The 20548-nt window shown below is 51.2% G+C and carries 24 protein-coding genes; 8 read left to right on the top strand and 16 right to left on the bottom strand.

What is annotated here, in order from left to right:
- Positions 1–84: 84 nt before the first annotated feature.
- Positions 85–285 (bottom strand): GntR family transcriptional regulator, encoded by a 201-nt coding sequence (locus AC0LWT_RS31565; RefSeq protein WP_474685262.1) that lies wholly within the window; start codon positions 283–285, stop codon positions 85–87.
- 103 nt (positions 286–388) lie between these two features.
- On the opposite strand from AC0LWT_RS31565, the gene AC0LWT_RS31560 reads away from it, so the two are divergent.
- The 5 genes from AC0LWT_RS31560 (at position 389) to AC0LWT_RS31540 (ending at position 3501) form a co-directional block, all read left to right on the top strand.
- The gene (locus AC0LWT_RS31560; protein ID WP_474685261.1) at positions 389–1120 is read left to right on the top strand and encodes a Rid family hydrolase; all 732 of its coding nucleotides are present in this window, start codon (positions 389–391) and stop codon (positions 1118–1120) included.
- Between the two features lie 474 nt (positions 1121–1594).
- Complete coding sequence (locus AC0LWT_RS31555) at positions 1595–2182, top strand: ArsR/SmtB family transcription factor (protein WP_474685260.1); 588 nt, start codon at positions 1595–1597, stop codon at positions 2180–2182.
- Positions 2183–2196: 14 nt separating this feature from the next.
- The gene (locus tag AC0LWT_RS31550) at positions 2197–2481 is read left to right on the top strand and encodes a hypothetical protein (RefSeq protein ID WP_474685259.1); all 285 of its coding nucleotides are present in this window, start codon (positions 2197–2199) and stop codon (positions 2479–2481) included.
- Positions 2482–2500: 19 nt separating this feature from the next.
- Positions 2501–3082, top strand: a complete 582-nt coding sequence (clpP, locus tag AC0LWT_RS31545) for an ATP-dependent Clp endopeptidase proteolytic subunit ClpP (RefSeq protein ID WP_474685258.1) — start codon at positions 2501–2503, stop codon at positions 3080–3082.
- Positions 3083–3327: 245 nt separating this feature from the next.
- The gene (locus AC0LWT_RS31540; protein WP_474685257.1) at positions 3328–3501 is read left to right on the top strand and encodes a hypothetical protein; all 174 of its coding nucleotides are present in this window, start codon (positions 3328–3330) and stop codon (positions 3499–3501) included.
- A 2-nt stretch (positions 3502–3503) separates the two neighbouring features.
- On the opposite strand, the gene AC0LWT_RS31535 is transcribed toward AC0LWT_RS31540, so the two are convergent.
- The 8 genes from AC0LWT_RS31535 to AC0LWT_RS31500 all read right to left on the bottom strand — a co-directional run bounded on the left by AC0LWT_RS31535 (position 3504) and on the right by AC0LWT_RS31500 (position 11671).
- A complete protein-coding gene (locus tag AC0LWT_RS31535) occupies positions 3504–3830 on the bottom strand; it encodes a LytTR family DNA-binding domain-containing protein (RefSeq protein WP_474685256.1) in 327 nt (108 codons plus the stop codon).
- Between the two features lie 148 nt (positions 3831–3978).
- Positions 3979–4509: an accessory gene regulator ArgB-like protein gene (locus AC0LWT_RS31530; protein WP_474685255.1), complete on the bottom strand. Its 531-nt coding sequence runs from the start codon at positions 4507–4509 to the stop codon at positions 3979–3981.
- Positions 4502–5161: a hypothetical protein gene (locus tag AC0LWT_RS31525; RefSeq protein ID WP_474685254.1), complete on the bottom strand. Its 660-nt coding sequence runs from the start codon at positions 5159–5161 to the stop codon at positions 4502–4504. Before AC0LWT_RS31525 ends, AC0LWT_RS31530 begins: the two co-directional genes overlap by 8 nt.
- 90 nt (positions 5162–5251) lie before the next feature.
- Positions 5252–6538 carry a M24 family metallopeptidase gene (locus AC0LWT_RS31520; protein WP_474685253.1) on the bottom strand — a complete coding sequence of 429 codons (1287 nt, stop codon included), beginning with the start codon at positions 6536–6538 and terminating at the stop codon, positions 5252–5254.
- 82 nt (positions 6539–6620) lie between these two features.
- Entirely contained in the window at positions 6621–7604 is a 984-nt protein-coding gene (locus AC0LWT_RS31515; RefSeq protein ID WP_474685252.1) for a FecCD family ABC transporter permease, read from the bottom strand.
- Positions 7601–8593: a FecCD family ABC transporter permease gene (locus AC0LWT_RS31510; RefSeq protein WP_474685251.1), complete on the bottom strand. Its 993-nt coding sequence runs from the start codon at positions 8591–8593 to the stop codon at positions 7601–7603. Before AC0LWT_RS31510 ends, AC0LWT_RS31515 begins: the two co-directional genes overlap by 4 nt.
- Positions 8594–8597: 4 nt before the next feature.
- Complete coding sequence (locus tag AC0LWT_RS31505; RefSeq protein ID WP_474685250.1) at positions 8598–9605, bottom strand: ABC transporter substrate-binding protein; 1008 nt, start codon at positions 9603–9605, stop codon at positions 8598–8600.
- An 83-nt stretch (positions 9606–9688) separates the two neighbouring features.
- Positions 9689–11671: an IucA/IucC family protein gene (locus AC0LWT_RS31500; protein ID WP_474685249.1), complete on the bottom strand. Its 1983-nt coding sequence runs from the start codon at positions 11669–11671 to the stop codon at positions 9689–9691.
- A 207-nt stretch (positions 11672–11878) separates the two neighbouring features.
- On the opposite strand from AC0LWT_RS31500, the gene AC0LWT_RS31495 reads away from it, so the two are divergent.
- The 3 genes from AC0LWT_RS31495 to AC0LWT_RS31485 are packed head-to-tail and all read left to right on the top strand — an operon-like array spanning position 11879 to position 15946.
- The gene (locus AC0LWT_RS31495; RefSeq protein WP_474685248.1) at positions 11879–13774 is read left to right on the top strand and encodes an IucA/IucC family protein; all 1896 of its coding nucleotides are present in this window, start codon (positions 11879–11881) and stop codon (positions 13772–13774) included.
- Positions 13771–15000 (top strand): MFS transporter, encoded by a 1230-nt coding sequence (locus tag AC0LWT_RS31490; protein WP_474685247.1) that lies wholly within the window; start codon positions 13771–13773, stop codon positions 14998–15000. The genes AC0LWT_RS31495 and AC0LWT_RS31490 overlap by 4 nt, the downstream gene beginning before the upstream one ends.
- On the top strand, positions 14978–15946 hold the full coding sequence (locus AC0LWT_RS31485) for a hypothetical protein (RefSeq protein ID WP_474685246.1): 969 nt from the start codon (positions 14978–14980) through the stop codon (positions 15944–15946). The genes AC0LWT_RS31490 and AC0LWT_RS31485 overlap by 23 nt, the downstream gene beginning before the upstream one ends.
- Positions 15947–16002: 56 nt before the next feature.
- Here AC0LWT_RS31485 and AC0LWT_RS31480 read toward each other — a convergent pair whose 3' ends face one another.
- Genes AC0LWT_RS31480 through AC0LWT_RS31450 form a run of 7 tightly spaced genes read right to left on the bottom strand, consistent with a single transcriptional unit; the run spans position 16003 to position 20518 of the window.
- Positions 16003–16485 (bottom strand): hypothetical protein, encoded by a 483-nt coding sequence (locus tag AC0LWT_RS31480; protein ID WP_474685245.1) that lies wholly within the window; start codon positions 16483–16485, stop codon positions 16003–16005.
- Between the two features lie 15 nt (positions 16486–16500).
- Positions 16501–16926, bottom strand: a complete 426-nt coding sequence (locus tag AC0LWT_RS31475; RefSeq protein ID WP_474685244.1) for a hypothetical protein — start codon at positions 16924–16926, stop codon at positions 16501–16503.
- Positions 16923–17060, bottom strand: coding sequence for a hypothetical protein (locus tag AC0LWT_RS31470; RefSeq protein WP_474685243.1), 138 nt, complete (start codon positions 17058–17060; stop codon positions 16923–16925). Before AC0LWT_RS31470 ends, AC0LWT_RS31475 begins: the two co-directional genes overlap by 4 nt.
- A gap of 5 nt (positions 17061–17065) precedes the next feature.
- On the bottom strand, positions 17066–17215 hold the full coding sequence (locus AC0LWT_RS31465; RefSeq protein WP_474685242.1) for a hypothetical protein: 150 nt from the start codon (positions 17213–17215) through the stop codon (positions 17066–17068).
- A 21-nt stretch (positions 17216–17236) separates the two neighbouring features.
- Positions 17237–18136, bottom strand: a complete 900-nt coding sequence (locus tag AC0LWT_RS31460; RefSeq protein WP_474685241.1) for a hypothetical protein — start codon at positions 18134–18136, stop codon at positions 17237–17239.
- Between the two features lie 11 nt (positions 18137–18147).
- Positions 18148–19083, bottom strand: a complete 936-nt coding sequence (locus tag AC0LWT_RS31455) for a hypothetical protein (protein WP_474685240.1) — start codon at positions 19081–19083, stop codon at positions 18148–18150.
- A 4-nt stretch (positions 19084–19087) separates the two neighbouring features.
- Positions 19088–20518: an ATPase, T2SS/T4P/T4SS family gene (locus tag AC0LWT_RS31450; RefSeq protein ID WP_474685239.1), complete on the bottom strand. Its 1431-nt coding sequence runs from the start codon at positions 20516–20518 to the stop codon at positions 19088–19090.
- Between the last annotated feature and the right edge of the window lie 30 nt (positions 20519–20548).

Genomic DNA, 20548 nt, shown 5'->3' with positions numbered 1-20548 from the left:
TAGCCTGCTGCCATGTCGTCGTCGCTACCACTGACTTGTCGCGCGTTTAAGGCTGACTAAAAACATAAATAGCCCTCATCTTGATTACAAGGTGTGGGCTATTTGACGCTTACCTAATTCACTGACGCCTTTCTCGATCTCATCTGTACGCGCGCGAGAAACATTTTTGTTCATGTTGTATTGATTTGCAAGAACACGAATGGAAGGAAGTTTATCTCCTTCTTTGTAAGTATGGTTAGAGATTAATTGTTCCAAATCTCTTAATACTAGCAAAAATTTATGCATCAAAATAAGCCCCGAGATGTATCTGTACCGATACAGATGTATTTTTCTTATATTGTAGTACATAATACATATGTTTAAAATGAGTGGCGAGGGGCATTTTTCAATGATTACGGCCAGAATCATGTTCGGCTGGGTTCACATAAGGTTTACACTGCGCGATATATGGAGAGTGGTTCCCCTGGGTCTATTTTCTCCGGTATTGTTCTTCGCCTTTCAGACTTACGGACTGATAAACACTTCTTCATCGGAAGCAGGCTTTATCCAGGCGACGATATCGGCGCGGGAGCGACGGATGCCATCGTGGCCGCCAACAAGACCGGTAGTATCATCATCGCATCTTCAATTTGAGCCCGGTAAATTCCAGATTTCAAAAAGGAGGCTTTATTTAAAAATGAAAAAAACGATTGTTTTGCCTGGTTATGTTGACGATATGCCATTTTCGTTAGGTTATGAAGTGAAGCACGGAACAACAACAACCTTATACCTCTCGGGTGCTACGGCCTATCCTCTGTATTACGGTCATCCCTCTTTTGGTTGGGTTCCAAAGTCCGAGAAAAGCGATACGGGTATGTCTCTGCCGAGCTCGATTAAAGAACAGACGCAAATTGTTCTTGAAAATCTCAAAATTGTCGTGGAAGCCGCCGGAGGTACGATCAACGATATTGTTAAGACAACCATCTTTAATAAGCGTATGGATCTGCAAAATGAAGTAAACGAAGTCTATAACGCCTTTTTCAATGGACATAGACCGGCTCGTTCTCACATCGGAGTGTCTGAACTTGTCAGTCCTGATCTTTTAATCGAGATCGAAGCGATCGCCATCTTGGAAAAATAAGGCAAGCGGTTCGAGCCGTAAAAGGCAGCTTTATGAAGTCATAAAAAAGAAGTATCTCCTTGTTCGGGAGATACTTCTTTTGATTTAAACAAAAAAAGCTATGCCTATCACTACAGCCCCCAAAGCCGGCACACTTTCGACGAAATTGTTCCGCAGGGTCTCATTCTCGATCATTTTGCTCCAATGTTTCCCCGCGAAGGTTTTCAGTCCATATCGTGAGCAACCCTTAAGTTCCTTTTTCTGAATAGACTTAATCTGCGAATCGGAAAGCAGCTTGCTCTCATACAATTTTCGTTCGAGATCCCCGATTTCAGCATCCGAGAGTGAAAACAGGTTGATGGACTCCTCAAGAAGGAATAATTGTTCTTTGAAAATAAAACCAACAGCAAATTAAACAAATGCATTTGACAAATCTTCACTCACGTAATAAAATATTTTTACGTAACATATATTTTGTAATGGAGGCATTTCTCCATGATGAACGACATTCAAGAAAGCTATTACATCGAGCTTCCCGAACAGGCGATGGTTCTGCTGAACCCGCTTCGCGGCCAAATCCTCGCGCAGCTGATGGAGCCTGCATCCGCCGCTGAAGTAGCACGACAGTTGGGCGAAACGGCCCAGCGCATCAACTATCACCTGAAAGCTCTGGAAAAGGCGGGCCTGGTACGCAAAACAGGCACCCGTCAGGTGCGCAATCTTGTCGAGGTGCTGTATCGGGCTGTTGCCAAAACTTTTGTGCTTGCCGAATCGTTAAGCATGAAACCGGAGAGCATGCAGAAAATGAAGGATCAAAGCTCACTGGCCCATCTCATCACGGCTTCCGAGCGGATGAAAAAAGATGCGCTCCTGCTGATGGAACAGTCCGATGCCGATGAAATCGTGCCCAGCGCCGCCATGCAGCTGCAGGTGAATTTGACGGATGAGCGGCAGCGGTCCGCTTTTGTCGAGGAATACGCCGCCCTGGTTCAGCAGCTTGTCGAAAGATACGGCTGCAGCCCCGAAGGAAACAGCTTGTATCACGTAATGCTCGCCGTGTATCCGAAGCCGCAAGAAGGATAAGGAGGGAAAAATCTGTGAAGAAGCACGAACAAGAACCAAGTACGCCGCAGCGCGTCGCCGCTCCTGTTATCGTATGGGAGCAAACTTCCGCAGATGTTAAAAACTCGGAGAACAACGTCGTCCCGATCGAAAGCTTCCGCAATCCGGCCGCCGCTAACGCAGATTCCGAGGCTACCGTTATAAGCAGAAGCATCTCTTCGGCCGGACCGAATCAGCCTATCCGGCTTCTCATTGTATCCTCGGGATTCGGCCAAAAACCGTATGCCGGCAGCAGCACCGTACAAGGCAAGGCAGCATAAATACGAAAGGATGATTACCATGAATTATATTCCTATGGTCGTTGAACAATCCGGTCGCGGCGAGCGCTCCTACGACATATACTCCCGGCTGCTGAAGGATCGGATCGTCTTCGTCGGCACCGCCATTGACGATCAGGTAGCGAACGCCGTCATTGCCCAACTCCTGTTCCTCTCCGCCGAAGACCCGGAAAAGGACATCTCCCTGTACATCAATTCGCCGGGCGGCTCCACCTCTGCGGGACTCGCCATCTACGATACGATGCACTTCATTAAGCCCGATGTCTCTACGATTTGCGTAGGCATGGCCGCTTCCATGGGCGCAATCCTCCTGACGGCCGGAGCCCCGGGCAAAAGATTGGCTCTGCCTAATGCCGAGATCATGATTCACCAGCCATGGGGAGGCGCACAGGGGCAAGCCAGCGACATCAAGATTCGCGCCGATCACATTCTCAAGACAAGGCAAATCTTGAACCGCATTTTGTCCGAAACGAGCAAACAGCCTATCGAAAAAATATACCAGGATTCCGACCGAGACTTCTACATGTCGGCAGCCGAGGCCCAGGCATACGGTTTGATAGATAAAGTTGTTGAAAAAATCTAAACTTAATGGTACAACTGTCCTTGAAACAATCATGTTTCTTGGGCAGTTTTTCTTTACCATAAAATTACAATCACGTCAAGTTATTTTTAAATTTTAAATACCTGCATACAGCCGCTACGGCGCTATGGTATGATTTGAACACAGGAAAAGATACCATATTCATCCAAATCAGCACGCAGTTGGCGAATTGCAAAGTACGAAACCAATTATGAAATGACACAGAATAATGGATCGAGGAGCACGCCATGGAAGTAAATAACAATTTAAGAAAAGCCGATACCGCATTTGAGGAATGCTTGGAGCTCGCTATTTTGATAGGTTATAACCGGACTCCCGTTCCCGCAGTCGAACAAATTCAGGCCTCTTGGAAAGAGATGGATTTGCTGCTGCAAAGACAAAAAGAGACTCGCGCCCAATGACGTCAGTCTCTTTTTTTGTTTTCATTTAAATATTGAATGATCTTTTTCTGATGTCTCTCCGAAACTGGAGCAAAGGTTCCATCGCTAAAAAAAACGGATTGCCTTTCGGCATGATACCCCTGAACCTTGTCCAGATTCACAATGTAAGACCTATCCACCCGATCAAAATTTAATTCCGCATATGCCTGCTGCAATTGCTCGAAGTTCGTTGGAAGGATATACTCCGCATGAGCCGTGTGAACCGATATTTCACTTTTGTGAATAGAAAAATATAAAATTTCCGATTCCTTCAGTTCATGAACCGTTCCGTCTCTAGCTAGTACCCGCATGAATTCCTTCCAACTCCAACTAAAAAAATGTGTTACTTGCGAAGTTCGCTTGGCGCTTTGGGACTGGACATCACAGCTTTATTCGTTTTGACAAACACTTTGGCCGAAGCGGAAAGCACCCTGGAAGCAAGAAGCGCTGCTGTTTTTTTCATACTCTTGTCCTCCTTTCCCACCATGGTATTATGGTAACGGATTGCGCCAATAGACACAAGCCGATATACCCCGACTGAAAGAATAAGTTAGAGACGACGATGCAGAGTGAAACGGCTTTCAATAACGGATAGTAGCGAGCGTCGATATCGGTTTCGCTATCTATGTTTGGAGCGAACATAGCCACGATCGATAAGCTGGCGATAGTCTCCAGCAGCACCCACTTCGTATCTTCAACAGCCAGGTGGGGAATTGACGCCAATACCAAAGTCGACAAAAGATTGCATGCCACCGTAGAGCTTGCGTGCTTGCCTCCGCTAAAAAAACGCAATACCGTGAAGACCAAGAAGCAAAGCAGCGTCTCCGGCAGCTTGTTCGTCAGCCAGCCGATGAGCAGGCACTGAATGAAAATAAGGCTTGTATTGATATAAATAATGAGCGCATATTGAAGCACTTCAACGGAAGCCGTCTGCTCGCTGTTCGCTCTTTTCACCGCAACGGCAATGCGACCTGCGAGCTTGTCAATCATAGCTTTGTTCCTTCTTGTACGCCCAGTATAAAAGCGCCCACAAAATCAAGCATGAAGCGATCGGTATCACAAAAAACCATTTGTTGGATTCGCTCAAGGCAAAAATCACGCTAAGCAAGAGCGGGACCAGCGTAGCCGTGCAATATAAAAGGAGCATCCATGCATTTTTGCTTTGTTCTTTAAGCACGTTTTTTTGCGGGCTATGAGGCACAAAGTTAAAACCCTTCTTGCTTTTGTGTACAAACCAGCCTGCGCCAAACGTAAAACAAGCCGAGACAGTCTGCAAAATATACGCAATCGGCGATGTAGGGTTAAGTACATCCGGTACCAGCTTGAACCAATTGGCAAGCAAAAACAGTGTCGTTTGCAAAGCGACAAAGGCGATATAACCGATACTGACCATGATCACGGAGTAAAAAAGTTGAATTCTGAATAGCTGCCAGCAAAATGCAACCATAAGCAGCATCTGGATAATAATATCCGAGCTGGTCAAATGATAAACCTCGCGCAGGGTGTAGGAAATAAAGTTGCTTAATACACTCGCGAAAACGATCGAGAACACATATAAATCGATCTTGAACAATCTGAAAATCAAAAAGTATATGGCAGACAATTCAAGAACCCCGAAAATCATGAACCCTAAAAAGTCCATACGCTAAGCGCATCTCCTATTTCCATTATATGTATTAACTATACTCCACTTTTCGCATCGGAGACAGACATTTTATGGGAAATCACGAGGTTATATGGAGATTACCCCCACTTTTGAAAGCGTTAACTTTTCGAATCCCGTTTCCGTGATCAGATACGTTTCTTCAATACCGACAACGCCCCGGCCGGGAAATGTAAATTTCGGCTCGATGGCGATGACCATACCCGGGGCAAGCGGGTATTTGAAGCCTTTGGCGAGAACGGGCAGCTCGTCGATCTCGAGCCCGATGCCGTGACCAAGGAATTTCACTTGGTCATCGCCGTACCCCATGAAGTGGGCGCCGAGGCCCGCTTCATGCACTTGATCGAGCGCGAGCAGATACAGATGCTCGCTGATCGTGCCGGGCTGCAGCCTGGCTTCCGTGGCGCGGAGCACCTGCTCCGCCGTCTCGTAAGCGCGCTGCAGCTCGGGGTCCAAACCGCCGATCACGAGCGTGCGCGTCTGATCGATCAAATAGCCGTCGATGCAGCAGCCGAGATCGACGAGAATCGGTTCGCCGCGGCGGATCGCCGCGCGGCCCGAGCTTTGCGGGCTGGACGGGTGAAGCCCCGTGCCCCCGGCCGGCCCGTCAAAATAAGTGGGCACCGCCGCCGATGCGCCTGCCGCCACCATTCCGGTGATCAACTCGGAATTGTAGGCGCGCATGCGCATAAGCCCCTGGTGCCCGCGCAGGCGGAGCTGATGCTCGATGAGCGCCATCAGCTCGAACTCCGCCATCCCCTCGCGAATGCCGGGGATGACGGCCGTAAGCGCCGCGTCGACGACGCGCGCAGCCTGGCGGATCGCCACGACCTCGTCCGGCGATTTGATCATGCGCTGCTCGCGGACNATGCCGGGGATGACGGCCGTAAGCGCCGCGTCGACGACGCGCGCAGCCTGGCGGATCGCCACGACCTCGTCCGGCGATTTGATCATGCGCTGCTCGCGGACGAGCAGCGAGCCGTCTTCCCAGGCCGCGCCCGGGAACGCGGCCTGCAGCCGCTGGAACTGCTGGACGGGGAGCACGTCCAGCTCGGTGGCGAGCCGCACCGGCGCGGCTCCGTCCAGCAGCCCCGGGTACCGGGCTGCAAGCCGGTCGCGCAGCGTCTTCAGCGAGCCCAGCGGCTCGACCGCTGCGGCCGCCTCTTCCTGCGCGCGGACTACGCTGCGCCGGACCAAATATAACGGTTCCCCTTCGGCGGGAACGAATAAGTATCCGGTTTGCATCGAACCGGAGTAATAGTAAATATCCACGTTTTGCGTGACCAGAAAACCCGCCCAACCGCGCTTCCGGAGCTCTTCCTGCAACCGGTTCTGTCTTTGTTCAAAGCAATTCATACACGCTTCTTCCCTTCCTGAAAAACTGTTCTCCTTTCACAATATAATTTACCTCGGCAAAATGCAAAGGCATTTCCGATCGCTATGCTTTTCTGACGAGCAGGTATAAGAAATAAGGAGCTCCGATAATAGCCGTAATAATTCCGGCAGGCAGCTCGGCGGGCGGGATGACGATCCGTCCGGCCATGTCGGCGATTACGACAAGCAGCGCGCCGGACAAAGCGGCAAGCGGCGTGGAAAGCTTGAAATCGGGGCCGATGAGGAACTTGATGAAATGAGGGACAATCAGTCCGACGAAGCTGATCGTTCCGCCGATGGCCACCGCGCTGGCCGCCAGAGCGACGACCAGAATAAGCAGCAGCAGCCTCATTCTGTTAGCCGGGATGCCCAGACCGGCGATAACCGCTTCGTCGAGCTGCAGAAGCGTCAGTTGGCGCGAAACGAAGTAAGCCAGCGGTATGCCAAGCAGCGTCCAGGGCGCGAGCAGCGCTACGCGTTCCCAAGACAGCGCGTAGAAGCTGCCTTTGAGAAACACGAGTGCCTGTGCGGCATTCGGCGCATATTGCACCAAAACGAGAGTAATCAGCGCATGAAGACCGCTGCCTACCGCCAGTCCGCTCAGCACAAGGCGGGACGTCGTCATCGTTTTTCGCCGGTTGGCAAGCAAATACACGAGCCCTCCGGCCCCCGCCGCTCCCGCAAAGGCCGCAACGGGAAGCAGCAGCGGAGAAAAATCCGGAACCGCCAAAACAAGCAGCACGATGACGAGGCCTGCACCTGCATTAATGCCGACAAGATCCGGCGCGGCCATCGGATTGCGCGTAATGCTTTGCATCATCGAACCGGCTACCGCCAGGTTCATTCCTACCATAATGGCCGCAAACAGCCTGGGCAAACGGTATTGAAAAACGACCCCTTCGCCTGTCAGTCCCTGCCATACTTCGCTCCAAGGCGTCTGAACCGCTCCAAGCCTCAAGCTGAGTACGGCAAAGAGAAGGAGAAGAAGCAGACCCGCCACCAGGCTCAGCATAAACCGCCGGCTCATTACCTGTTGACGTGTCCTCATAATATCTCTCCTCTTTTCCTCTGCATCAGGTATATAAAAAATGGAACGCCCAACAGTGCCGTCACAATGCCTACGGGGGTTTCAACCGGATAAAAAAGAACTTGCCCGGCCAAATCGGAGGCAAGCAGCAAATTTGCCCCAAGCAGGGCAGCAAGCGGAATCATCGCACGGAAATCATGCCCCCACAGCATGCGTCCCATATGAGGCACCATGAGTCCGATGAACCCGATCGGTCCGGCAGCGGCAACCGCGCCGCCAACCAGGACGGCTATGATGAGCAGCGCCAACCGGCGGGTCGCATTCACATTTTGCCCGAGACCTCCGGCTACTTCATCGTCCAGCAGCAGCACATTCAGCCTGGGACTCAGCAGCCATCCGAGCGCAATAACCGGAACGGTAATGAAAGCGGACAATCGGACCTTGGTCCAGTCCGCGCCCGATAATTTGCCCGCCATCCAATAAATCAGATTGGACAATGTCGTTTCGTTCATCAGCAACAGACCTGTAGAAACCGAACTAAAAAAAAGTGAAACGGCAATCCCGGCTAGCACCAAACGGCTCGGCGTAAACCGGCTTTGCAAAGAAAGAACGTATACAATACTTCCTCCCGCCAATGCTCCCAGAAAAGCGCAAACGAGAATGAGCGCAGAAACGTCTTTGGTGCCGAGCAGCAGCAAGCCCGACACCACGAATAAAGTTGCGCCTTGATTAATTCCGATGACTTCAGGGTCTGCCAGCGGATTGCGGGTAATGCCTTGCAGCAGACATCCGGCCACGGATAAAGCGGCGCCCAGGAGGATCGCCAGAAGAACTCTTGGAAAGCGTATATGCCATACGGTATACACCATCAGGCTATCATCGGCTTTCCCCCGAAATAGCTCGGCCGCAGTGTCCAGAGACAATCCCTTGACATGCCAGCCAAGCGCGATGCAGGCGAGCACGCCCAGCAGGGTGGACAGCCCGAAGAACAGAGCTATTTTCCTTCGCATAGATTTATTTTTTCGCCCCGCCGCTCACGAAATTGACGGCCTGATCGATCATTAACCCCGCGGCAATCGGGCCTCTGGCGCGCGCCCACAGATCCTGCTCCACCGTAAGCACAAGGTTGTTTTTGGCCGCTTTCATATTTTTGTAAAGAGGGTTCGCCTGCAGCTTGTCGATGCTGTCGCCGTACAGGAACAATACGTCGGGATCCAGTTGGGCCATTTTCTCGATCGTCATCGTCGCGATATCGGCCGTCCCTTCGGATTTCTCTTTATCGCCGGCAAAAGCATAATTGAAGCCGATATCGTTCAAAAGACTTGAAGGGAACGATTGCTTGGCCCAAACGCTCATCTCGTCGTCAAAAACGCCTACAACCAGAACGGAAGGCTGGTTCTTCACATTTCCTTTGGCGTCGCTGATTTTCTTCTCCAAATCCGCTCGGACCTTTTTCGCCTGGTCCTGTTTATTGAAAATGCCTCCGAGGAGATCGACATCGTCCAGGATCGCCTTATACGTCTTATCGCTCAGGGCCACGGAAGGCGCGATCTTCTCAAGATCCGCTTTAATCGTTTTGGCACGCTCAGGGTTCGCGATAATCAGGTCAGGCTTAAGGGAACTGATCACTTCAAGGTTAGGAGCTTTGCGCTCGCCGATATCCGTGAAATTTCCCACTTTGTCCTTGATGTACGCGGGAACCCGCGTACTGCCCGTTCCCGCAATGCCAACCGGATTAACGCCTAACGAGGCAAGAATATCGACGATAAAAAAATCAAGCGCAATCGGCTTGGTGGGTGTGCCCTGGATGGCGGATTCTCCCCAGACGTGCTTTACCGTTTTGCTTCCCGCAGCCGGAGACGCGGATGCCGATCCAGCCGCAGAAGTCGCTGCAGCAGTTGAAGCCCCGGGCCCAGTCGATGCCGCCGTAGTTGCCTTGTTTGCGGCGCCGCAGCCTGACAACAGAACGGCCCCCATCATGCTAACCGAAAGAACGACGGATATTTTTTTTGATGAAAACATAGAAAACCTGCCCCCCAAAAATATGTATATTTAAAAAATGCTATAACCGATAACAATAATCATTATCAATTAAATCCAAGATGTCAATCATTATTTTTTACAGCAGCAAGGATGTTCGGAACTTCCGAATAGGTATAGCTCGTTATTTTCCCAAGCAGCCTCATCGTAGTCATCGCTTTCAGTTCGACACGATCGGCGAACAAAGCAATTTCGTCCTGTTCGGCCTGCTCTCTGATCGTATCATCGTGCTTGAGTGTCCGGTATGCTTCCCTGCAAGTTTCCGCCACCGGAATCCATAACCGCTCTTCGGCCATGTTCAGCGCACGCGCGATGCATGCCAGAAGCTCGCCAAAGTGGTTCTGAATTACAGGATAGATCAATTTATTGCGGACATCGCGCTCATTATCCGTCAAAGTGATCGAATCGGGATGAAATTCCCGCAGCATTCCCTGCCGCTCAAGGCGCGGCTTCAGCATGCGAACACCGCCGAAATCGCGCATGTACATGCGGTCGATCAGGCCATTTTTGAACACCGGCATACAGTTTTGCAAATGCCCCTCCAAGCTGATGCCATAACGGCTGAACATCGTCAGACAGGCTGGCAGCGCCACCTTTGCGTATTCGCGAACAAAGGCGACAGCGGCCTCGGCTCTGCACGCATATTCCCCCTTGCGCAGAACCTGATCCAGCAGTTCTTCAACGACTGTCAGCCCGCTGTATGGAGAGAACGCGAGCAGCGCTGAGGCTGGCATAACGATTTCGTCATCCGCCACAAAGGATTCCACATTTTCGCGAAAAATCGTGATCAGATTTTTATTCAACTCGGCTCTTTGAAAAGCGGAAAGCGACCGGTCCGACGGATCATAATAGACGCCCAAACGCTCCGGTACGATAAAAAAAGTTCCGCCGAAATGGTTCTCCTTGCTCAAAATATCTTCGAGCAGCCCGGATACGATTGGCCCATTGTTCCCGGAGGCAGCCGAAATTGTCCGCATCGTGCCTGTAGTTTGTATGGCTAACGCCGTTTTGATATGATGGCGTCCTTCCCCCGCTTTTTGCAGCGGAGCCAGTGTCCGGAGGGATAGCAGCGCCGTCGTCTCAATGCCGGCGTCGGGAATGAGGACGATCGTGCCGTCCTGAATCGCGCTTTTATGCATACGCCGGATAACATGCTCATACTGCCAGGGATGGACGGGAATGAGCCGATAATTTTTCATATCCAGACCTTGCTCCGCCAGCCATCGCTGCGCATGCGCATTAATACCCGGGTAATCTTTCTCAAGCAGCTCGTTGGAGGTGCTTTCGTCGAGCGAGCTTTCCTGCGATTCGGTTTTGGCAACTGCAAGCAGCACAGGTTTGACAGATGCGCCGAATTCACTGCAATAGCGGATAACATCTTCAGCATCCATGCCCATTCGCAGCTTGGCGCCAGGATGAATGGGATGGCCTTCAATCACCCACTGCTCGAAATAAGCAAGCGTGCTGAAGCGCTCATCCGCTTGCCTCAACGTGCGCAGCCAATCCTCCAAGCCAAGCGCACCCTCCTGCGTTTGCGGCCGAAGCAGTCCCCGCTTCCGCAACTCCGCTTCCGCATAGGCAAGCGCCAGGTTTGCTGCGCTGTTGCTCAGCTCCCGCCTGAATCGTTCCCATCTTTGCTGCCGTTCGTCCCCTTCATTTTCCTCCTCCCCATATTGTTCCAACCATGTCAAAACCTCTGCCGGATGGCAGATCACCTCTCTCTTATCTTTATTCACAATTTCAACGTCTCCCGCAATATCAAACCGGCCAAATGAAAATGACCGCCCCAGAGGTATTAGAAGCCTAACATCCTGGGCAATAGAAATGACGAGCCTCCCGCCCTGCGCTTCGATAAACGATCGCTCCGCCAGTCCTGCAATATTTTCACGAACAATAGATTGAATCAAACGGTGCAGCACACCTTGGCGTCCGCGTGGCAGAAATGTGAGAAACAGTTCTGCCAGCGCTGGAATATGGTTTTGCAAATAATGATGAATTCCCTCTTCTTCGGTATCCAGACTGTGAAGGAGAAAAGCGGCATGCAGCATGAATGGCAGCTTCCTTTCGTAATATGTTCATTAACTTTAGTGATAATAATTATCATTATCACAAAAATACTAATTTCAATTTTATCGATTGTCAATAGTTTCCTTTGAATTTTTGGATATTATTGACAAGGGAATTTATGGGGTGCTATTATAATCAAGTTCGATAATGAGAATCATTTTCATAAAACAGACAAGGCTGGTGGATTTATGTTTCATTTCATGAACCGCTCGACCCGTTATACAGTCGAAGAGCAGCTCATATTCGAATATATCGAAAACCATCTTCCCCTTCTGCTCGGCCACTACAGGGATGCGCTGCCGGCCGCCCGTGAAAAAATATCCGAAAGGCTGCTGAACGCTCTGATCCGGGAATGGGAGGATGACCGCACCTGCGTCGAGCTGGCCGCCGGCCGGGAATCTGACCGGCAGTTAGCCTGCTTTTTAGAAAAAAGCCAGCAGCATATTTCCTTTACAGTTACACGCCAAATGTCGTTTTCACGCTTCAAGTTGAAGAACCCGCATCTCATGTCCAACCGGCAATCCGCTCAAAACCCGCTGTCTCCTTTGGAAATCGCCAGGTATATCGCTGATGAAGGCGATTTCCCCGTTAAACAGAAGGAGACTTTTTTGCATGAGGTAGCCGACAGCACGGCCAATCTGGCCTTTGCCCTGGCCTGGCAAAGCCACATTCTCGAATCGAACGGACGGGCTTCTTTCGGACCGACCTATTCGTATGAACAATTCGCTTTCAACGGGCATTCCATTCACCCCGGAGCCAAGGCAAAAATCGGGATGACGGCTGACGAAGTTTTTCGGTACTCTCCCGAATTCGGGCAACGTATTCGGCTTCATTTTGCCGCTGTGAAGCAAGAGTTTGTCCAATCCTCATTTACCCATTTGACGCTCGCTGAAGTAAATGCTTTGTTTTTCGGCATAGCCGAAGGACTTGAAACCGAATTCTCCCATCGATTCGGGACCCATGAAGCTGGCGAATGGCTCATCGTTCCCGTCCATCCTTGGCAGTGGGAGCATACGCTCTTCGATCTGTTCGGCCGAGACATCGAGCACGGCCATATTCGTTTGCTTGACACAACCCTCCCTGCCTGGCCCACTTTGTCCATTCGCACCGTTATTCCTGATACGGCCTGCGAAGGAGGCGGGGCGGCTCCGCACATCAAGCTGCCGATGAATGTGCAAACGACGAGCGCCGTCCGCGCGCTTTCGATCGAGGCCGTTCAGAACGGTCCGCTGCTCACGAAAACGCTGCGCCAAATCATGGAGCAGGAACCGGACTGCCGCTCCGCCATTCGGATTCTGGGTGAAATAGGCGGAGTGAACTATATGTCGCCGCTCTCGGAAGACAACCAACCGTCAGCCAAGCATCTGGCTTTCCTGCTCCGGGAAAATCCCGACTCGTTTCTGGCCGATGGAGAAATCGTTGTCGTTGGCGCAGCACTGTTGGAAACGGCCGCACCCGACGGGCGGCTCTTGATCGAACAGTTTATTCGGGCAAGCTGCCCGGACGACGAAGTCGAAGAAGTCGCAAATGCGCTGTCATTTTTCTCGGCCTATTGCGATATCGCCTTAATTCCATTAAAGCTGCTAAGCAAATATGGCATTGGCTTGGAAACTCACCTGCAGAACAGCTTGACCGTGTTCAGGGACGGCCTTCCTGTGCGCATGATGATCCGGGATTTGGGCGGAGCGCGCATCGACCTCACCCGCTTGCACAAGCAGGGATTCGATTTGCCCTGCCGGGAAGGCGCCTCTATCATCGCTTCGATTCACGATGCCAGAACCAAGCTGATTCACGCTCTTATGCAAAATCATTTGGGCGAACTTATCAACGTTCTAAGCTGTTGTTACGGTTTACAGGAATCCTCGTTCTGGTCTATCGTCAGCGGCAAATGCAGAAAGCTCTACGCCCAATGGAAGCAGGATGCGGCTTTTGCCGAAGAGGCGGCCGCCGATGAAGAAGCGCTGTTCGCGCCTAATGTGCAAATCAAGGCTTTAACGAAAATGCGGCTGGTCGGCAACGTCAAAAATTACGTTTATGCGAACGCCGCCAACCCGCTTTTTGAAAAGGGACAGGAGAAGCGATGAAGCCGGTATCCGCATGGAATTCTCCCGTTTACAGACGTTTTTTTACAGGGAGCCTGCTCGCATCCATCGGTGATTATGTCGGTGTTACCGCACTTAACTGGTATGTACTTACGTCGACTTCCTCCCCCTTTTATTTGGGGGTTATCAATTTTTGCCGACTGCTGCCGGCTTTGTTCATCGGACTGCTGGGAGGGTTACTTGCCGACCGCTTTCCGCAGCGTACGCTTCTGATCTGGTTGTATATTCCCATATTAAGTCTCGGCCTCATTCTCGCCTTGTACGTTTCATCCGGACAAAAAAACATCTGGATCCTCTCTGCGCTGATTCTTCTGAGAGGCATCTTCGATGAAATGGAACCTCCTGTTCGCAATGCGCTGTTGCCGGATATCGTGCCCCAGGGGGGAATCGCAAGCGGCGTTGCGCTGTATACAACGATGCTGAATGTGGCGCGCATGATCGGGCCTGCTATTGCCGGCGTAATGATGGCCCGCGTCGGTGTTGCTCCGCTGTTCTTTGTTCATGTGCTGGCTCAAATTACCGTGTTCGCCACATTGTTTGCAATTCCGAAGAACACAAACCGTCCCGAGCCCGGGGCAGCTTCGAACGACCGGGGCGGGTTCCGGCCGATTGCCGCTTTTTTGCGTTCGCAGCCCAAGCTTCTGCTTTTGCTGCTGCTCAGCGTCTGCTTGATGTTTTTCGGTTTTTCCTATTCCTCTTTGGTACCCATTTACGTAACGGACGTACTTCATCAAGGCTCCGAATCTTTCGGCTACTTGCTCACGGCTACCGCTGCCGGGGCGGTAATAGGAGCATACGCGCTCGCGCGGCTGGATTCCGTGCGCTTAATAACTTACATCCCTTGGTTCGCCTTTGGCTTCGTCGGCGCCATGTTCTTCTTCTCGCTAAGCGCTAATTATTGGCTCGCTGCCGGAGCTTTGCTGCTCATGGGATTGTTTTCGCAAGCCTTTCGCACGGCGAGCCGCATCCTCTTCCAAATGCATGCTCCCGAACGGATGCGCGGACGGTTAATGAGCGTCATCATGGCAGACCGGGGCTTTATTCCGCTTGGCGTATTTCTCGCAAGTGCGGCCGCAGGCTCGATCAGCATCGCTTACGTGCTCGTTGTTATGAGCGTTTGCTGCCTGTTGTGCCTGTTTATTTACTTATTTTTGTTATCTAAGATTTCTGGCGGGGTGAACAACCATGCAACTCACGAATATTCATAACAGGCTCATTATGGAAAAAGCTTTAACGATGGGCATTAGCTGCCGGCCGCTCATTCCCGGTCTTGAAGATATTCTTGTTTTGGACAATGGAATCAAACGAATATTTATCAACAAAACAAGGTCCCACAAACTGCCCTTTATCGCAGGCTTCCTATCTACGAATAAGGTAGCGACCAATATGCTTCTTCAAGAACGCAAACTCCCCGTTCCCGAGTACCGCCTCATCCAGGCGTTCAGCAAAGAAGCGGCGGATTTTTTGGCCTCACAGGCTCCGATCGTCGTAAAGCCGTTCAATACGAACCGCGGTGTAGGCATTGTTATGAATGTAACTTCCGAACCGCAGCTTGAAGAGGCTATTACGCACGCGCTGGCTTACAGTCCTCATGTCATCCTGCAGCAGCAGGCGGCGGGTCGGGATTATCGGGTGCTGGTTATCGACAAAGCAGTCGTCGGCGTTCTGGAGACCCGCCCTCCGTCCGTTATCGGAGACGGATTTTCCACCATTGAAGAACTGATCCGCAAGGCAAATGAAGATCCGAGACGCGGCACAAAGGACGAGAACAAGCCGTTGATGCTTATTCCCATCGATCCGCCGCTGCTTTTCCATCTTCAATCTATGAAACTCAGTCTGGACAGCATCGTGCCTGCTGGCAGAAAGGTGACATTGAGGCTGAACAGCAATGATTTTACCGGCGGAGAAAACATCGACAGAACCGATGAGATCTGCAGCGAAAATGCAAGCATTGCGATTGCCGCAGCGGCTGCGCTCGATATAGATGTCGCAGGCATTGATATTCGTTGCCCCGACATCGGCAGCCCGATTTCTCAAACAGGAGGAGGCATCATAGAGGTTAACGTGCTGCCCGGCATGGATAGCCACATGCTGCCCTCCGAAGGAAAAGCCCGCGATGTGATCGGCGCATACATCCGCTATTTGTTTAAATAAGAGCAAAAAGGGACGGTTCCATAGCTGTGCAAACAGCCGGTGAAGCGTCTCTTTTTTCAATACACCATCTCCGCCGCAGCTTTGACGGTCCAGGCAATCGGCTGCAGCACGGCATACGTACGCGGGTATTCAAGGCGGATAAACATAATAACCCCCGGCCTGTTCAAAGTGACCGAGTAGCTATACCCCGGATGTGTAAAAGTATAAGGAAACGTCTCCCGGTCATTAACCACCTTAAACAAAACCACTTGCACCGGTGACCGCAAAAACGTATCCGGCAGCGGGTCATTGAGCTCGTCCAGGCGAAGGTTGGCCTGTAAATACCGGAGGGCCGTTTGCTGTGCCGCCGCTTCATCGATAGAGCGGATTCCCTCCGCGAGTTTGACCGGATCGGTTTGCTGCGCAGCCGCATGTGCCGCAGCGTTCAAAGCATGCTTGCCCTGAAACAGCGTATGCATCGCCAATTCCTCGTCGGCCTGCAGCGTGTACATCGTCATATAGACGACGCTCATCAATATAAACAGCAGCAGCTTATACATCGCATCTCTCCAGCCTTAAGGCACATATTCGCTCATTTTCATTCCCGCCGCTCCCATTCGCTCGCCTGCGGAAGGAACCGCGATTCCGATAAGACCGTCAATGACGAACAAGCGGTGATACGGATACGTAATCGTCAAATGGAGCCCCGCTCCCCGCAGCAGCGGCTGACTCGCGCTCGTTCCGCCGGATCCTGAGGTCGAGGTCACGTTATAGGTCAAATCCGCCGGAACGAATCCCCTCTCTTCCATACGCCCTCTGGAGGCTTGGATCATGGCTGCGTCAATATAGCCGTATTTGCCGCTGGCGCCGACCTCAAGCATATAATCGACTTCCTTTTGCAAAAGCGCCTGCCGCAAAATGATAACATGCTTGTAAACCGGAGAAAACATGAACCAGCAGAGCATCGCCGCAAAAAGAATAAATACGAGAATCTGTTTCATGGATCGATCCGCTCAATAACCGTATTGATTCGTCCGCCGCTGTCTTTCACTTGCTGGCGCATACCGGCATTTCCCCCTACCGCGCCGTTATAGATCACAATAATAACCAGCACCAACATAACCGTAATCAACATGGACCTCACGGCGTCAATGACGAAATGCTCGTATTAGCCGCATTGCCGTGCGTTTGAATATTTTGTTTCATTCCTGTCGTTCCGTTGTTAATGATATTCGTAAACAGCAGCGCCACAACGATCAGCATCATGACTGTAATCAAAATATTTCGCACACACAATCAACCTTCCCTTATTTAGTTAATAGAATTAAATAAACGCTGGCCTTCTACGATCCACGGATACATAAACACCCGAAACGTGTTGAGAATCGGCAGCCCGGCAAGCACGAAAAGCATGTAGGATACCGTTTCCTTCCTGCTTTCCCGGACAAGCTCCATCTTCTCCTTGTAATCCTGTATCCGCTGCCTTAGCAGCCCGTAATAATCCTCATGCTCGTTAAGTCTCAGCGCGTTCAACGTTTCCCCAAAGCTGTATGCCTCGTCCGTACCCAACCTTTGCTTGAATCGGCGGATAGCCGATTCGGCATCCTGGTACCACTCATTTATGAGCAGTTGAAATGCCCCGCGAACGGTCCGCGTCCGGGACACGCATTGCGACAGCTTGGCATGCAGGTTCAACCTCGATTCGCTGTAATACAGCAGATGATGGCTGACGACATAAATCTCTTTGACGATGCGGTGGGCTCTCTGCTCCTTCATATAAGCCAGTACTTTTTTATCCAAAAGCACGAAAATAAGCAAACATGACGCTGCAGCCAGCACATAGACCGGATTCACAAAAAAAGTAAACATCTGGTACCGGAACGCCAAACAGCTGCCGATGGACACAAGCATCAATACAATGGCCGCCAGGCGGCGGCCCCCCTCGAACAATGCCGCATCAACCTGAATACCGCAGCCGTGCAGAAGCTGCCTCTTCTCCTCGATTTTTTTGCCGCCGATCCTTAAAACTTTGAGCAGCCAGCCGGGCGGCCGTTTTTCCCGGACTATTTCGGCGATCCCGAGCGCCCGCCATCTTCTCGTTCTCACCGGCATTTGAGCCAGCACATGATAGAGAGCCGCAGCGATGACGATAAAAAGAAGCCCGTTCGACAAAACTTGAAGCCAATAAAGCTGCGCGCTCGCTATAACCATTGACATCCCCCTCACATTCTTCGCAAAGATAAATAAATGCCCATCAGAAACGACGCAAAAATAAGCAGCAAGGCATCCAGCAGCATGTTCCGCCCTCCCGGATCCAGGACATAGTACTGATAGGCGCTTTCCGGATTAATTTTAAAATTGATGAAGAGAAATAAGGCAAGAAACAAAATCGGAGTAAAATTGGCGATGCGTATTTCAAGCAGTTTGTTCCGCTCCGCCTGATCGGATATTTGCGCTTTGCGCATATCGGTAATTAATACCTTTAAGCTTTCTCCGACATAGCTCCCTTCGGTTAGCGCAACCCTCACAATTCCGACAAAATAGTCGGCCCAAACGTGGCCCAGCGTAAGCGAAAAAATTCGCAAACTTTCCTCCGTATCCCTTTGCGTCATCAAATTGCGGTAGAGCTGCTCGAAAACCGGTTTAATCGGATACAAAATCCGCTCTTCTTCCAGACATGCTTGCAAAGCTGTCCGCAAATTTTTGTGCGGAGCAATCATATAATACTGGTAAAACACTTCCACCGCGGGCAAAAAATCCAGTCTGGTGTGCATGCGCAGGCTAACCAGCTTCATCCGCAGCGCCATAAAAGGCAGCGAAACGCAGATCAGCGCGACAACGGCAACTCCCTTGAAGCTTTGAAAAAACAGCGCCCCCGTCATAGCTCCTCCCAAAAACAGCAGGACGCTAATCATCAATAAATTTGCAACGGTTAAAGAAGATTCGACGGATTCCAGCATCTCGCTCAAATACGAATAAAGCCGATATCTTTGGGCCAAATATTCGCTTAATCTGCTGCCGATTCGGGCATGTCGGACATAGTGAAGCCTGTACCTCGCTTTACGCTGTCGGATGAGCGCATGGAGCAATACTCTTACGGATAAGTAACACAGGGCGAAAAGCATCATGAGAAAGCTGTATTTGGCGAAAAGCATCATCCGCTCATTCGCCCTCTTTCCCGATCCATCCGAACCGTGTCAGCAGCGCATAACCGATTCGGTCCTTTTTGTAGATTTTTTGCGATGCGCTATCCGACAATTTCCCGGGAAATTTCCATCGATTTTCGGAATCGTCATAAACTGCGAGATCGCTTACATGGACCTCCCCGTTTTTGTAACTGTACTCGCCGATTCTCACCATTTTTCGTTTTCCGTTGACGACAGCCATCTCCATTCCGATATGTGTCACATATTCCGTGATCCGTTTGGCCAGACGGGCGGAATCCATGCCCCTGCCGTCCAGCATGCACATATCGGCGATCGCATCCGGCACATCCTCCAATTCGCTGACATGGACGGATGTTATGCTCCCTTCATGCCCACGCGTGCAGGCCCGAACATATAAGTTCGCGTCGTTATCGCGTATTTCGGCATGGCAGATGCGTTTGGGGGATTGGCGCAGCGCCAGCTTAAAAGCCTGTAAACCCGAATGCCGGGGATCTTCTTCGTCGATCTCGTACTCAACGATGTTTTTATGCGGAAAATCCCGCCGCAAATTCAGCTCGAATCTCGACTCGATCGTAATGATGCGCTCATTATCGTCCATTTCCGCAATAATCGCTTTGATCAGATTCGTTTTGCCGGAATTCGTCGGTCCGATCACGACCATGTTGAAACAGGAACGTATGAAACATAAAATCAAATCTCTCATTTTGTCATCGATGGTCGCTAATTCCGGCGAAGCGAGAGCAGCAAGATCGAATCGCTGTACCGTATAAAAACGTATCGTTAAAGTCGGCTCTGCAGTGAACCCGAAGCCAGTCATCGTAACACGCGAACCGTCCCGAAGCACAACCTCGGCCCATCGTTTGCGCGGATTTAACGTATCCTGATTAAAAAGCACCAAATTTTGCTGAATCCGTTCCAAATCGCGCACCGAAGGCAGCGTGTGAACGGACGGGACGGGCGTTCCGTTCCTTACTTCAAAAATCTGCCTCCCCACGACTTGGATCTCTTCCAGACCTTCCCGGTTTTTGAGCACAAGCTCCAGCACGTTAAGGCCGATAATCTCGGCAAATATCGCTTCCGGCAAAGTAGCGAAGCTGCTGACGCCGGGAGGAAGCTCGGATAGCCTGCGCTTGGCGGCCAAATCGTGAATCATCGCGAGCAGCTTGCCGCGGTCTTCCTCATAGCCGAGAATGGCGCGGTTCAGCGTCTCGTTGTACTGCTGTTTTTCCTCGTCGTTTCGCCCTTTCGCCATCGCCAACTCGCCGCGGATGTCCTGCACCCACTGCTGAAACACACTATCCGCCTGAGCGCGCTCATCAAACCGGTTTGAGCGCTCAAACCGTTCAGACAGGCCCCTCCCCGTGATCGCCTCCTTGTCGCTGCGCGCGTGCATGTACGTAATGACGGAAAATTTCTCCTCGCTCACTTCTCTCACCCGCTTTCCCGCAAAATGTCG

Source organism: Paenibacillus sp. sgz302164, assembly GCF_056120505.1.
Note: the sequence above shows the minus strand (reverse complement) of the source record. Positions and strands in the feature narration are given on the sequence as shown.